Origin of the sequence: Paraburkholderia acidiphila, assembly GCF_009789655.1 — a bacterium.
Lineage (GTDB): Bacteria > Pseudomonadota > Gammaproteobacteria > Burkholderiales > Burkholderiaceae > Paraburkholderia > Paraburkholderia acidiphila.
Window position 1 is genome coordinate 834185 of record NZ_CP046912.1, and the last position, 13798, is coordinate 847982.

15 protein-coding genes are annotated in these 13798 nt (G+C 67.4%); 5 read left to right on the forward strand and 10 right to left on the reverse strand.

The window, feature by feature from the left end:
- Positions 1–110 precede the first annotated feature (110 nt).
- Entirely contained in the window at positions 111–899 is a 789-nt protein-coding gene (locus tag FAZ97_RS33915) for an AraC family transcriptional regulator (protein WP_158763106.1), read from the forward strand.
- Positions 900–923: 24 nt separating this feature from the next.
- On the opposite strand, the gene FAZ97_RS33920 is transcribed toward FAZ97_RS33915, so the two are convergent.
- The 10 genes from FAZ97_RS33920 to FAZ97_RS33965 form a co-directional block, all read right to left on the reverse strand.
- On the reverse strand, positions 924–1790 hold the full coding sequence (locus tag FAZ97_RS33920) for a LytR/AlgR family response regulator transcription factor (protein WP_158763107.1): 867 nt from the start codon (positions 1788–1790) through the stop codon (positions 924–926).
- Positions 1787–2920 (reverse strand): sensor histidine kinase, encoded by a 1134-nt coding sequence (locus FAZ97_RS33925; RefSeq protein WP_158763108.1) that lies wholly within the window; start codon positions 2918–2920, stop codon positions 1787–1789. Before FAZ97_RS33925 ends, FAZ97_RS33920 begins: the two co-directional genes overlap by 4 nt.
- On the reverse strand, positions 2917–3294 hold the full coding sequence (locus FAZ97_RS33930; protein WP_158763109.1) for a DUF2306 domain-containing protein: 378 nt from the start codon (positions 3292–3294) through the stop codon (positions 2917–2919). The genes FAZ97_RS33925 and FAZ97_RS33930 overlap by 4 nt, the downstream gene beginning before the upstream one ends.
- Positions 3295–3430: 136 nt before the next feature.
- Positions 3431–3898, reverse strand: a complete 468-nt coding sequence (locus tag FAZ97_RS33935; RefSeq protein WP_158763110.1) for a GNAT family N-acetyltransferase — start codon at positions 3896–3898, stop codon at positions 3431–3433.
- 49 nt (positions 3899–3947) lie between these two features.
- Positions 3948–5471: an ATP-binding response regulator gene (locus FAZ97_RS33940; protein WP_158763111.1), complete on the reverse strand. Its 1524-nt coding sequence runs from the start codon at positions 5469–5471 to the stop codon at positions 3948–3950.
- Positions 5468–6877, reverse strand: coding sequence for a sensor histidine kinase (locus FAZ97_RS33945; RefSeq protein WP_158763112.1), 1410 nt, complete (start codon positions 6875–6877; stop codon positions 5468–5470). Before FAZ97_RS33945 ends, FAZ97_RS33940 begins: the two co-directional genes overlap by 4 nt.
- A complete protein-coding gene (locus tag FAZ97_RS33950) occupies positions 6870–8012 on the reverse strand; it encodes an ATP-binding protein (RefSeq protein ID WP_158763113.1) in 1143 nt (380 codons plus the stop codon). Before FAZ97_RS33950 ends, FAZ97_RS33945 begins: the two co-directional genes overlap by 8 nt.
- Positions 7997–8422: an ATP-binding protein gene (locus FAZ97_RS33955; RefSeq protein WP_158763114.1), complete on the reverse strand. Its 426-nt coding sequence runs from the start codon at positions 8420–8422 to the stop codon at positions 7997–7999. Before FAZ97_RS33955 ends, FAZ97_RS33950 begins: the two co-directional genes overlap by 16 nt.
- A 44-nt stretch (positions 8423–8466) precedes the next feature.
- Positions 8467–8835, reverse strand: coding sequence for an STAS domain-containing protein (locus FAZ97_RS33960; protein WP_158763115.1), 369 nt, complete (start codon positions 8833–8835; stop codon positions 8467–8469).
- A 37-nt stretch (positions 8836–8872) separates the two neighbouring features.
- On the reverse strand, positions 8873–9739 hold the full coding sequence (locus FAZ97_RS33965) for an STAS domain-containing protein (RefSeq protein ID WP_158763116.1): 867 nt from the start codon (positions 9737–9739) through the stop codon (positions 8873–8875).
- A 396-nt stretch (positions 9740–10135) separates the two neighbouring features.
- On the opposite strand from FAZ97_RS33965, the gene FAZ97_RS33970 reads away from it, so the two are divergent.
- The 4 genes from FAZ97_RS33970 to FAZ97_RS33985 all read left to right on the forward strand — a co-directional run bounded on the left by FAZ97_RS33970 (position 10136) and on the right by FAZ97_RS33985 (position 13700).
- Entirely contained in the window at positions 10136–10366 is a 231-nt protein-coding gene (locus FAZ97_RS33970; protein ID WP_158763117.1) for a hypothetical protein, read from the forward strand.
- Between the two features lie 200 nt (positions 10367–10566).
- Positions 10567–11217 carry an MlaC/ttg2D family ABC transporter substrate-binding protein gene (locus tag FAZ97_RS33975; RefSeq protein WP_158763118.1) on the forward strand — a complete coding sequence of 217 codons (651 nt, stop codon included), beginning with the start codon at positions 10567–10569 and terminating at the stop codon, positions 11215–11217.
- Between the two features lie 190 nt (positions 11218–11407).
- The gene (locus FAZ97_RS33980) at positions 11408–13363 is read left to right on the forward strand and encodes an AI-2E family transporter (RefSeq protein WP_158763119.1); all 1956 of its coding nucleotides are present in this window, start codon (positions 11408–11410) and stop codon (positions 13361–13363) included.
- 85 nt (positions 13364–13448) lie between these two features.
- Positions 13449–13700 (forward strand): hypothetical protein, encoded by a 252-nt coding sequence (locus FAZ97_RS33985; protein ID WP_233271954.1) that lies wholly within the window; start codon positions 13449–13451, stop codon positions 13698–13700.
- Positions 13701–13798: the final 98 nt, after the last annotated feature.

A 13798-nucleotide genomic window follows, 5' to 3' on the forward strand; every position in this document is an offset into this window, starting at 1 on the left:
ATCGTCATTCGATGCAAAATATGGTACACGACGATCTCGCGCGATGAGTTGACGGGAAATTGCGCAAAAACAGACAAAACTAGGTGAATCAGCGAAGAAATTTCAAATGCGTGGATCAAATCAGCTTCCACCAATCGGAGCGCACGCAGCGCACGCTCGAACGATCCATCACGGCGACAAGCCATGAGTACGATGCGGGCGCGAGGCAGGCGCGGCGCTCGCACGATCAGGCGCAGCTCGTTTTCACCACGAGCGGCGTGCTGCGCGTGGCGACGCCTACCGGCATGTGGACGCTTGGGCCGCAACGCGGGCTGTGGCTTGCGCCGCGTGTGGGCCACGAGTTGATCGCGACGAGCGCGGTGCGCATGCACTGTGTGGTCTTCGCGCCGCAGGCGTCGCCGTGGCCGGAGTCCGCATGCCACGCCGTGACGGTTTCGTCGCTGCTGCGCGAACTGGTGGCGGCGATGGTCGAAGACCACGCGTGCGACACCGAGTGCCGCTACGCGCTCATTACCCCGTTGTTGCTCAGTGAATTGCGCAATTCTCGCGAGGCCTCGGGCGCAGGGTTGCCGCTGCCGCTCGACCGCCGCTTGCGGCAGATTTGCGATGTCCTGCTGGCGGAGCCGGCCAACGGCGACTCGCTCGGCATCTGGGGCGAGCGCGTGGGCGCGAGCGAGCGCACGCTCGCGCGGCGCTTCAAGGACGAAACGGGATTGACGTTCGGCCACTGGCGCCAGCAGTTGCGCATCGTCGAGGCGGTGTCGAAGCTCGCGCAAGGCGCGCGCGTAGCGGAGATCGCGGCGGAACTGGGCTACGCGAATGCGAGCGCATTCATCACGATGTTTCGCAAGACGATGGGCGAGACGCCCCAGCGGTATTTGAAACGCGAGCCGCGTTGAGGCCGGCGTGCTCTCATGGCCCGCTCACATTTGCCGGAACAAGTGGGCGTATTGCCGGCTTACCGCGAGCGCCCCGGCATGGCCGCGCAGTTGCAGCGTCATCTTCCCGATCGCGCTGACCGAGGCGCTTTCCACCTGGTCCACATTGACCACCGTGCCGCGGTGAACCTGCCAGAAACGCGCAGGGTCCAGTTGCGCGCACAACTCTCGCAGGCTCGTGCGGATCAGCAGTTCGCCGCTGCGCGTCGTGACCACGACGTACTTGTCGGCTGCTTCGAAGTACAAAACATCGTCCACCGGCACCATGCGGATGTCGTTGCCGCTGGAGGCGCGCAGATAGCGCAGCGGCGCCGCGCGCGGCGTGCTGTCCGCGTTGCCTGCTTGCGCGCCGGCCCGCGCTTCGCGAACGTCCTGCGTGATCGCTTCCAGTTGGCGCAGCACGCGTTGCAGATCCGCCTGCATTTGCGGCGCCCCGGTGTCGCTCGCCGCCGCTCGCGCGAGCCGCGCGCGCAGGCGCTCGGCCGTGCGTGCGAGCCGCGCCGGTTCCACGGGTTTGAGCAGATAGTCGATGGCCGCGGCTTCGAAGGCTTCGAGCGCATAGGCGTCGTAGGCGGTGACGAACACGATCTGCGGCGGCGCGGCGAGATTCGCGCAGGCGCGCGCGACATCGAGCCCGGTCGCGCCCGGCATGGCGATGTCGAGGAACGCAACGTCGGGCGCAAGCGCACCGATGCGCTCGATGGCTTCGCGGCCGTTGCCAGCCGTCGCGACGATGCGCAATTCCGGCCACACGGCGGCGAGTTCCCGCGCAAGCGCGGCGGCGATCAGCGGTTCGTCCTCGGCGATCAGCGCGGTCGGCGTGTCCGGCGTGTCCGGCGTGTGGCTTTTCATGATCGGGACTCCTGCACGCTCACGTCAAAGGCATTGCGCAGTGGCAGCCGCACGCGCGCCACGAGGCCGTGCGGCACGTTCTCGATCAGCGTGAGCGAGGCGTGCTCGCCGTAGAGCGCCGCAAGCCGCTCGCGTACGTTCACGAGCCCGACGCCCGCGCCCTGGGTGCCTGGCGTCGCGCCAAAGCCGGGGCCCGTATCGGTTACGGTCAGCTCGGCATACTCGCCGTCACGCCGTGCGCTAACGTCGATTCTGCCGCCCTCGAGCGCGCCCTGAATGCCATGCTTGAGCGCGTTTTCCACGAGCGGCTGCAACAGCATGGGCGGTACCGGGAGGTCGGCGCAATCGTGCGGCAGGTCGAACGAGTAGGCGAGGCGCGCTCCGATGCGCATGGCGTGCACAGCGAGCATTGCGTCGAGCACCTTGAACTGCACCGCGAGCGTTTCGCTTTGGGCGCGCGAGGCCTCGAGCGTCGCGCGCAGGAAGCGGTTGAGGCTGGCAAGCAGGTCGCGCGCACGAGGGGGATCGGACGCGATCAGGCTGTCGAGCGTCGCGAGCGTGTTGAAGAGAAAGTGCGGCTCGATTTGCGCCTGCAGCGCCTGCAGGCGCGCGCTGAGCGCCGTGCGCTCGGCGGCTTCCTTTTGCCATGCCGTGCGCGCGACCTGCTCGCTCAACTCGGCAATGCGCGTGCGCGACCAGCCATACCAGGTGACGAGCAGCGTGGCGGTGAGCGCGATCCAGCCCGTGAGCGGGAGATCCCTCGTCTCGAACGCGTAGCGCAGGCCCAGGCCGAGCACCAGGCTCGCAATCGAGCGCCCGAGCTCCGCGCCGAGCATGATGGCGAGCACCATCGCGAGCGCGAGCCGCGGGCCTGTGAGCGCGTTGCGGCGCTGCAGAAAGAAGCGGGCGACGTCGAGCAGCAGCATGATCGAGAGCCCGATCGCCTGGCTGAAGACGAAGTTGTCGATGAATCGGTGAAAGCCGACGACGGTGAGCGCGACGGCGATCAGCGTGTTCCCGATGACGACGATCGCCCCCTCGCGCGCGAATCCGGCGAGCAGGGCTTTGGCCGCCGGCGCGGGCACGTGGGCGGCGACGTTCGGAAACTCGACGTGCGTGCCAGGAATCATGCGATCCAGTTCGTGACGATGAGATTGAGCAGCCGGTGCGGCGTCGCAACGGCGGCGAGGCCGGCCATGACGAGTGCGAAGAACGATCCGCGCATGGCCAGACGATGGCCGCGCACATTGCCGTGGCGGATCGCCCAAATGGCGCGCCCGACGCTCGCGAACGTCAGCAGCGAAAGGCCGTGAACCCAGGAGAAATGCCCCGGATTCAGTTCGCGGATGTCGAACGAACTGAGCGCGGTCGCGAACATCGTCAGCACCCACAGGCGGCCGAGCCACTTGTGCCGTGTGCTGCCTTTTTCGGCCAGCGTGACGGCGGTTCCGAGTATGACAGAAAGCGTCGCGGCGACGATGTGCGCCGCAATGATGACAGGCATGCTGGCTCTCCTTGGCAGGTCGAGCGAAGTCGATGGCTGCAGTGTGGAGAGCGGCGGGGCGCTCGGCGAGGGCCGTGCGACGAACGGTGGGAAAGTGGCCGCGAACGGGGGCTGGCGCGGCGCGGGTGGTGGTGGATCAGGCGCGAGCGGGGAGTACCGCTGTCGCCATTTCCGTCGTTGCGCGCCACCCGAGGCCCTCGTAGAGCGGGCGCCCCTGCTCGGTGGCGTGCAGAATCGCGTACGTCACCCCGCGCCGGGCGAATGCCTCATCGGCGAGCCGCATGAGCTCGCGGGCGAGACCGCGCCGCCGCGCGCCGGGTTCGACGTAGACATTGAGCACATAGCCGCGTTGGGCCGTTTCGGGGTGTAAAGGATGCGGCGGCCAGTCGATCAGCATGAGCCCGATGCCCGCAATCGCCTCGCCGCGCTCGCTCAGCACGTAGCCAAAGTACGCGCCATCGGCAAGGCGCGGCGCGAGCCACGCGCGAAAGTGTTCGGTCATCGTGCGCAGCGTGGCCTCGTCGCGGCCCGCTTCGCGGAACATGGCCTCACGATGACGGCAGATCAGTTCGAGGTCTTGAACATCGAGCGGGCGGACGTCCATGCGGTTCTTCTCCTGCTTCTTGTCCTGATAGCGGACCGCACAGCGTAACTTAACCCGGCGGCGCGCTTTCGATTTCCCGCAAGATCTCTTCGAATGGCGCGGGCTTCACGAGATGCCGGTCGAAGCCAGCCTCGCTCGCGGCGAGGCGGTCGCGCTCCTGGCCATAGCCCGTGAGCGCGATCAGTTGCACGTGTGCCGTGGCGGGCTCGGCGCGCAGCGCCTTGGCCAGCGCGTGACCATCCATGCCGGGCAGACCGATGTCGAGTATCGCCACGTGAGGCAGGAAGCGCTGCGCGAGCGCGAGCGCGCTCGGGCCGTCGTGGGCCACGCGCACCTCGTGGCCTTCGAGTTCCAGCAGCATGAGCAGCGACGAGGCGGAGTCGACGTTGTCGTCGGCGATCAGCACGCGGCGACGCGGCGGCGCGGTTTGATCCCCTGCGCCCGGCGGCTGCTCGCGCGGTGCGTCGCATTGTGGCGCCCGTGCGAGCGGCAGACGCACGACGAATTCCGAGCCGCGCCCAAGCCCGTCCGAATGCGCGCTCGCCGAGCCGCCATGCAATTCCGCGAGTTCGCGCACGAGTGCGAGACCGATGCCGAGGCCGCCGTCGGCGCGCTTCACGGCCTCGCGCGACTGCATGAAGAGATCGAACACGTAGGGCAACTCGTCGGGCGCGATGCCAATGCCGTTGTCGCGCACGCGAATCAGGATCTCGTAGACGTCCGCTTCGAGCCGCAACACGATCTGGCCGCCTTCGGCGGTGTACTTCGCCGCGTTGGAAAGCAGGTTGCTGATGATCTGCGCCACGCGTATCGCGTCGCCGGTCACATGGCACGGCTCGCAGTCGATCTCGACCGTGAGCGTTTGCAACTTCGCGTCGAGGAACGGGCGGCTCGTTTCCACGGCGACATCGACGATCTCGCGCAGGTCGAGCGTGCTCATCTGCAGCGTGATCTTGCCGTGAGAGATGCGCGAGACGTCGAGCAGATCGTCGACGAGGCGCCCGAGATGCTCGACCTGGCGGCTCGCGATCTGCCGCGCGTCGGCGCGCATCGCGTCGTTTGCGCCGTGGCGCGGGTCGAGCAGCTCGATGGCGTTGCGTATCGGCGCGAGCGGATTGCGCAGTTCGTGCGCGAGCGTCGCGAGAAAGCGGTCCTTGCGGCGGTCGGCGTCGCGCAGCGCTTTTTCGGCGGCGTAGAGGCGCAGCAGGGCGCGCACGTTCGCCACCAGTTCGGCGGGTTCGACGGGCTCAGTCAGGTAGCTGTCGGCGCCGCCGTCGAGCGCGAGGACCTTGTCGCGCGTTTGTACGGCCGCGGCCGACGTTTGCAGCACGAGCGTGGAGTTCGTTTCCGGGTCCGCCTTGATGAGGCGGCACACCTCGATACCGCTGATATCGGGCAGCTTCACGTCGAGCAGCACGATCGCGGGCGCGTGTTCGCGCACGGCTTCGAGCGCGGCCTGGCCAGTCGCGGCTTCGATCACGGCGTAGCCGGCGTGGCGCAGCACGCGAGACTTCACGTAGCGCGCGCCTTCGTTGTCGTCGACGTTGAGGATGAGCGTGGCGGGTGCGTTCATGGCGCCGCGTCCCCGGAGGTCTCGGGTTCGTCCTCGACGGACGTAGCGAGGCGCACCGGCACGTTCAGGCGGAACGTCGAGCCCACGCCGGGCTCGCTTTCCACGCCCACTTCTCCGCCCAGGAGCGCCGCAAGCTTGCGGCACAGCGGCAGGCCAAGACCCGTTCCCTTCACACGCTGCTGCAGGCGGTTCTGCACCTGGCCGAACTCCTCGAAAATGATCTGGTGGTGCTCGGGCGCAATTCCGATGCCCGTGTCCGCGACAAAGAAGGTGATGCGCGAGTCGTCGCCATTGCCGGGCATGCACTGGGCGCCGACGCGAATCTGTCCGTGCTCGGTGTACTTGATCGCGTTCGAAACGAAATTGCGCAGGATTTGAGTGAGCTTCGGTTCGTCGGTGTAAAGCTGCGGCAGGCCTGCCGTGGAGCCGAATTCGAGCGTGACGTGCGGGGTGTCGAGCAGCGGCATGAGCATCGTGCGCAGCGCGGCGAAGAGGTCGGCGGCATCGAACCACGCGGGAGCGACTTCGGTCTTGCCGGCTTCGATCTTCGCGAGGTCGAGCAGGTCGTTCACCGTCTCGCCCAAGCTTTCCGCAGACGAAAGAATCAGCCTGACCTGGCGCTCCTGCTCCACGCTCAGGTCGCCGTCGAGCCGGTTGAGCAGCAGGTTGGCGAGCGCGCGGATCGAACTGAGCGGCGTGCGCAGTTCATGGCTCATGTTCGAGAGAAAGCGCGTTTTCATCATGTCGGCGCGGCGCAGCTCCTCGGCGCGCTCGTCGAGCTCGGCGTAGAGCGCCACCACACCGCGGTTGGTCGCCTCCAGCTCCTGCGCGAGCCGCGAGAGTTCGTCCTGGCGTTCGCGCAGTTCGTCGAGCGCCGTGACGAGTTCGCGGTTCTGCTGCTGCAGTTCTTCGAGCGAGTCGCCATGCGCGCCATCTTGCGGACTGCGCGCGGACAGTTCCCGCACGATGCGCTCGAGTTCCTTGCCGCACACCGCGCCGCGCTCGTGCGGCAAGTCGCGGGCCATGGTGACGGTCGTACCGCTCGCCGAGGACCGAATGTCGAAGCGGTCCATCAGGCGCCGGCTGCCCGTAATGCCGAGGCCCATGCCGCCGGGCGAGCGATAGGTGCCGTCGAGCACGGCTTCGAGCTCGCGCACGCCGGGGCCGTGGTCGCTCACCTGCACGGCGAGCGCTTCGCGCGAGCGCTCGCTTTCCAGCGCGAACGTGATTTCGCCGCCGCCCGCATATTCGAACGCGTTGCGGGCGATCTCGGAGACGGCGCTCGCAATGCGCGTCTGATCGAGCGGCGAGAAGCCGAGCCCGGCGGCCAGCTCGCGCGCGCGGCGGCGCGCGGCGACGACGTCCTGGGCTGTTTCAAGCCGGATGCGCAGCAGGGGCTTATTCATGGCTCAACTGTACTCCGGGGCGGGCGCGCACGACGACGACGGTGGCGTCGTCGCGCCGGCGCGCGAAGTCTCGGTAGAGGACGGCCGCGATCACGACGGCGGGCTGGTTGGCGAGTCCGGGCCAGGCGGCAAGATCCCAGCGGGTGCCGATGCCGTCCGAATGCAGCACGAGGAGCGCGTTCTCGCCCCACGTGAGCTCGAACTCCTGGGTGCCGCGCATCGTGTGACCCACGATGCCGTTGCGCGAGACGATCTGGTAGCACTCGCGCGCGGAAGGTACGCCTGCGCTGGCGGGCCGCTGCGTATGGCCGGCTGCGGCGTGGCCGTCGCTCGAGCGCCGTTGCGCAGGGCGGCCCGCGCCATACGCGACCGCCGAGATGTTGCCCGTGCCGCAGAACGCGAGCGTGCCGCGCGCAAGATCGATGCGCACGAGCGCCAGCGCGGCCCCGCGCGTCGCGCGCAGCGCCGCGTGCGAGAGTTCCATGAGCGCGGCGGGCGCGAGCCCGGCGCGGCGGCGCAGTACGTCGAGCGCGGCCACGGCGGCCACGTGGGCTTCGGCGCCGTGGCCGAGGCCGTCGGCGAGCGCGAGCGTGAGTCCGCTTTGGTCGATCTGCGCGAGCCACCCGTCGCCGCAGACTTCCTCGCCGGGATAGGGCACGCACGCGGCGCCGATCTCGGGGCCGGTGAACGCCGCGCGGGCGGCGTTGCCGCCGCTCTTTTGCACGAGCGCGCGCAGCACGGTGCCCATGCCCGGCTGCGAATAGACGGCGAACTGGTTCGAGAGCCGCCGCATCGCGCCGAGCCCGGTGCCAGGTGTGCCGGTCGTGGAGTGGCCGTCGGCGAGCGCCGCGCCTACGTCGGTCATGCCGGGGCCGCTATCGAGCGCGATCAGCTCCACCGCGCCGTCCATGGCTCGCACGAGCAGTTCGCCGTGGCCGGCGTGCTTGAGGATGTTGGTGGCCGCTTCCGTGAGCACGATCGCGAGGCGCCCGGCGTCGGTCTCGCTGAGCGTGGCAATGCGCGCGGCTTCGGCCGCGCCGCGGCGTGCATAGGCGACGCCGCTTGCGTCGCCGATCTCGAAGGACCGGTGGCTGCCGCCGGCGGAACCGGCTGCGCCGTCTAGCGTACTTTCCATTTCGTGATGGTGACCATTGTGCCGGCACCCGGCGTCGATTCGATCGTGAACTCGTCACACAGGCGCCGCGACCCGCCCAGGCCCAGGCCCAGGCCGTTGCCGCTCGTGAAGCCGTCCTGCAGCGCGCGTTCGATATCGGCAATACCCGGACCCTGATCGACGAACGAGAGCCGCAGGCCCACGCGCACGCCGCGTTCCAGCACTTCCAGCCGTGCGTCGCCGCCGCGTCCATGCTGCAGCGTATTGCGCGCGAGTTCGCTCGCCGCCGTCACGAACTTGGTCTGCTCGATGAGCGAGAACCCCTGCGCGATGGCGGCGTCGCGCACGATCTGTCGTAGCCGGACGATTTCCTCGTCCGAACGCAGGCTCACCTGGGCCGCGAGCCTTCCGGTCGTGTCGTTGCTATTCATGATCGAATGCAAGAGACGTGCAAGCTAACGGAGTCATGAGGGCGTCATGGGACTTGACGGAGCCGGCGCTGCTTGAGCAACGCCATGCCTTTTTCGACATTGAGCGCGGTGCGCACGCCCGTAAGCGTGAGACCGAGCTCGACCAGAGTGATCGCCACCGACGGCTGCATGCCGACCACCACCGTCTGCGCGTCGAGCACCATCGCCATGGCGGCTGTGTTGCTGATCATGCGGCCGATGAACGAGTCGACTACGTCGAGCGCCGAGATGTCGATCAGCACGCCCTTGGCCGACTCCTTCACGATGCGCTCGGTGAGGTCGTCTTGCAGTGCGATCGCGAGGCGGTCGTGCATGTCCACCTGGATCGTGACGATCAGGCAGTCGCCGAGGCGCAGAATCGGAATGCGTTCCATCGTGTGCGGTTCCCGTGCGTCGTACGCTCAGTGGTAGTCAGGCCGTGGCTTTCGGCGTGGTGATGGTCGCGCCGATGCGCTGCAGCGCGATGACGAAGGCGTCGGCGAGCGTGGACTTGGTTGTGACGTTGCTGAGATCGACGCCCAGGTGCACGATGGTCTGCGCGATCTGCGGACGGATGCCGCTGATGATGCAGTCCGCGCCCATGAGGCGCGCGGCGGCCACGGTCTTGAGCAGATGCTGCGCGACGAGCGTGTCGACGGTGGGTACGCCGGTAATGTCGATGACCGCGAGGCCCGCGCCCGTGTCGACGATCTTCTGCAGGAGGCTCTCCATCACGACCTGGGTGCGCGCGGAGTCGAGCGTGCCGATGAGCGGCAAAGCGAGAATGCCTTCCCAAAGCTGCACGACAGGTGTGGAGAGCTCCAGCAACTCTTCCTGCTGGCGCGCGATGATCGCTTCGCGGCTTTTCTGGAAGACGTCGGTGGTATAGAGGCCGAAACCGTCGAGCAGCAGATTCACCTGCCAGCTCACCTGGGCGAGTTCGGCGGGGTTGTGCGCGTAGCCTTCGCGCAGGCGCGCGTAGAGCGGCTCCTTGAACGAGAACACGAAGGTCGCTGTCTCGACCGGTGTGTAGCCCTGACGCGCGCGATGCGCCGACATTTCCGAAAGGAACGCGCGCACCGGTTCCCACTCGGGGCGGCTGGCATCGAAGGTGTCGGTGTTGGGCAGCGTGTCGAGAAAGACATTGAGGAACGCGGAGAACTGCTCGCGAATTTCCGCTTCCATCGCGAGGCCGCGCCGCAGCGCGATCGGCAGATGCAGGCGCAGCCATTCGGCGAGCAGCGTGTCGCGATGCTGGCCGAGGATGTCCGCAATGCGAACCTGTTCCGGTGTGTTCATGCGATCTCCTGAACGATGGGCGCGCGCCTCGTCGTCGAGACGAACCGCTGAACCTTACACCATCGTATCGATTCGATCCCAATTCAGTTTCGAGCGGAGCGCGCGTGAACCGCGCTTGAACCGATTACGTGCGCATGCAAGGCCAGCGAACGGGCGGGCGTTTGGCTGCATGCGTTTTTCGTGCCTGCTTGCCGGTGCAACGGCCGGTGGGCCTGACGCGTGCCGGGTTTTCCGCTTTGCCGTGACGCGCTTGTAGTTTTTACACAGCGGAGGTCGCGCGACAGATTCGTGACGGCTCCCGGGACGAGGTCGGGCGTGGCGCCATCGGATGGTATGAGTCTTGCTGCGTAGCTTGCGCCAATCACAATCCGGTCCGCACCGAGGAGCACCGTCGCCATGGAGCCCGAATCCCTGTCTCGCCAGCAATCGCCGTTACCGACGACGTCCGCGCCACTGGGAGGCGCGCTCGCTTCTGGCGAGACCGCGTTGGAGGAGGGGGCCGAGGAAAGCGACAGCGACCCGATGCCGGCCGCGTTTTCGCGCCTCTCGTTTTGCATTGCCTGGCTGTTCGGGCTCGAGGCGTTCCTCGCGCAGTCCAGTGGGCGTGCGCGCACGCCCCGCGCTTGAATGCGCGAGCGGCGCGAGCCGCGTGAGGCGCACGGGCCGCACAGCGATCCGACCGGACAGCGCCCGACCCGCTAGACTGAGCGCTGGCGTGCGCACGCGCGATGCGTCCGGCGTGCGGCGCTCGCGCGCCGGCATGCCGGTGTCGCCGGCTCGTCGGCTTCGCGCCGCCTCGCCCCTCCCGCCATTGCCCAGAGATATCGATGACCAGGTTATTCCGCATGACCGCGCTCGTTGCGTGGTGTTTGTCGTTCCTGCCCGCCACGGCGGCATTTGCCCAATCGGCCCAGGTGGACCAGTCGGACCCGCAGGCGCTCATCAAGACCGCCACGCAGCAGGTGCTCGACGAGGTGCGCACGAAGTCCGTCGCGCCCGACGACATCGCGCGCATTCAGGACATCGTCAACCGCGACATTCTTCCGTACGTCGATTTCCGCCGCACCACGCGCCTCGCCATGGGTCCGCACTGGCGCACGGCCACGCCCGAGCAGCAGGCGCAGATCGAGCAGCAGTTCCAACTGTTGCTGATTCATCTCTACTCGGGCGCCATTGCGCAACTGAAGCCCGACCAGAAGATCGATTACCCGCCGATGCGCAACTCGCCCGGCGACACCGACGTCGTGGTGCGCACGCTTGCGCAGACCAACAGCAATCCGCTCGAGATCGATTACCGCCTGTACAAGACGCCGCAGGGCTGGCGGCTTTACGACCTGAACGTGCTCGGTGCGTGGCTGATCCAGACCTATCGCCAGCAGTTCAACGAGAAGATCCAGCAGGGCGGCGTGGATGGGCTGATCCAGTTCCTCGTCTCGCGCAATCAGGAAATCGTGTCGGGCAAGACGCAAACGCAGTGACGCGCGGTTTTTGCGTCTGACTCTCGCGACCTGCGAAAATCTGCACGGCCGCGCCCGACGTGCGTAGGCGCAGTACCATTTTGAGGTTCGCCTCGTGCATGTTTGTGCGTGCTTGTACGTGTAGAGGGGCCGTGCGCTTGCCCGAGCTTGCGCGGCCCGATGTCCCCTTTTTTTGCCGATCCGATCCGATATGAATTTCCCGCTGCCGCCGCAAGGTCGACGCAACCGGGTGTTTCCGCCAAGCCCGCCCACGCTGCACAGCCTGGCCTCCGTCATCACCGGCGTGGTTGTGGTATGCGGCCTGTACTTCGGGCGCGCGGTGCTGATTCCCATTACGCTTTCGGTGCTGCTGAGCTTTCTGCTCGCGCCGCTCGTGACCACGCTGCGGCGCTTTCATGTGCCGCAGTTCCTCGCCATCCTCGTGGCGGTGCTCACCACCGTGCTCGCGCTCGCCGGCGTGGGCGCGCTGATCGCCGCGCAGGTCTACCAGCTTTCCGCCTCCCTCCCGCAGTATCAGGAGGAGATCGAGCAGAAAGTGCAAACGGTGCAGGAAAAGACCGTGGGCCGCGCCGATTCGCTAATGTCGCGCGCCGCGACCGCGCTGCAGCGCGTGACGCCTACACCGCCGCCCGCGCCGCCGCAGCCGCGCGGCCGTGCGGCGCGCAATCAGCCGCAGCAGCCCATGCCCGTGGAGATCCATAACCCCGCGCCGACGCCGCTCACGCTTGCGCAAAAGGCGCTTGCTCCGGCTATCGCGCCGCTCGAAACGACTTTCATCGTGCTCGTGGTGACGATCTTCATCCTGTTCCAGCGAGAGGATCTGCGCGACCGGCTCATCAGTGTGTTCGGCTCCGACGACCTGCACCGCACCACGACCGCCATCAACGACGCCTCGCAGCGGCTTTCGCGCTACTTCGTCGCGCAGCTCGGCGTGAATGTCACGGTGGGCGGGGTGATCGCGCTGGGGCTGGCGGGCATCGGCGTGCCGGGCGCGCTGCTGTTCGGCGCGGTCGCGGCGCTCATGCGCTTCGTGCCGTACATCGGCATCTGGATCGCCGCGATCATGGCGACGCTCGTCGCCGCGGCCACGCAGCCGCAATGGACCATGGCGGTCACGACATTGATCTTCTTCATCGTCGTGGACGTGGTGGCGGGCCAGTTCGCCGAGCCGATGCTCTATGGCCGTCGCTCGGGGCTCTCGCCGCTCGCCGTGGTGGTGGCGGCGATCTTCTGGAGCTGGCTGTGGGGGCCGGTGGGGCTCGTGCTTTCCACGCCGCTCACGCTGTGCATCGTCACGCTGGGCCGCTACGTGGACCGCCTGAACTTCCTCACGATCCTGCTGGGCGACCAGCCCGCACTCACGCCCGCGCAAACCTGCTATCAGCGCCTGCTCGCGGACGATCCGCACGAAGCGCTGCTGCAGGCCGACCGGCTGCTCACGACCATGCCGCTCATCGACTACTACGAGCAGGTGGTGTTCGAGGGCCTGCGCTTCGCGCGCAACGACGCCATTCGCGGCGTGCTGCCCGCCGAGCAGGTCGCGCGCATCAACCAGGCGTTGCTCGATATTGTCGAGGACCTCGAATCGGTAGACGATTCGCGCCACGCCGCAGCCGAAGACGAGAACGCGAAACGCGCTGCCGAGGGCGCGGACGAAGGCGCGCGCGTCATTGAGTTCACGCTCTCGCCGGATGCGGGCGAGGTGCTCTGCGTGCCCGGGCGCGGCGCGTTCGACGACGTGGCGGTGGCGATCGTCGGCCAGTTGCTCATGCGGCGCAATATTCCGTGTACCTCCACCACTTACGACGAAGTGCGCGCCACGCGTGGGGCCATGATCGACGAGCGCTCGCCGGCAATCTGCGTGGTGTCGCTCGACGCGCCCGAGTCGGCGCCGTACCTGCGCAATCTCGTGCGGCGCCTGCGCGAGCGCGCGCCCGGCGCGACCATCGTGGTGGGCATCGGCGCGGCGCTGCGCGACGACGGCGCCGGCATTGCCGACGACCCCGGCACGCTCTTTCCCACCTCGCTGCGCAACCTCGTGGAGGAGTGCGGCGTCGCGCTCGTGCCGACGCACGTGCCGCCACCCGAAAAGCGGGCGGCAGCCTCGGATATGCAGGATCAATACAGCGCCGGCGCGAAATTGTGACAGTCATGCCAGTGTCACATTGAACCTCGAATATATGCGGCCCTGTGCCCCCTGGTTGCGGCATGAGAGTTACTGGGAGACGACATTGCTGAGCCCTAAGGAATTTGCCACGCTGATGCTGGTCCGCCATTCGCCGGACCAGATCGACATGAATCGTCAGGAGCTTGACACGCTGCTCGAGCGTCAGCTGGTCGCGCTCGAGCACTGGACGGAAGGTCATCGCCGGCTGGCGCTCACGATTGCCGGCCGCTCGCTGCTCGAAGCGGTCGGGCGGCTGGATTATGTGACGGGCCTGCCTGAAGGATTGGGTAACGAGCGCCTTGCCGCCGGCCTTTGACGCCTTTGCGGTCAGCTTGCTTGCGGCCCGGCTGGATATCGGGCCGTATTCTTATGCAAAACACATCTTTGTGCGCACACTTATTGAGGCGTGCCAGG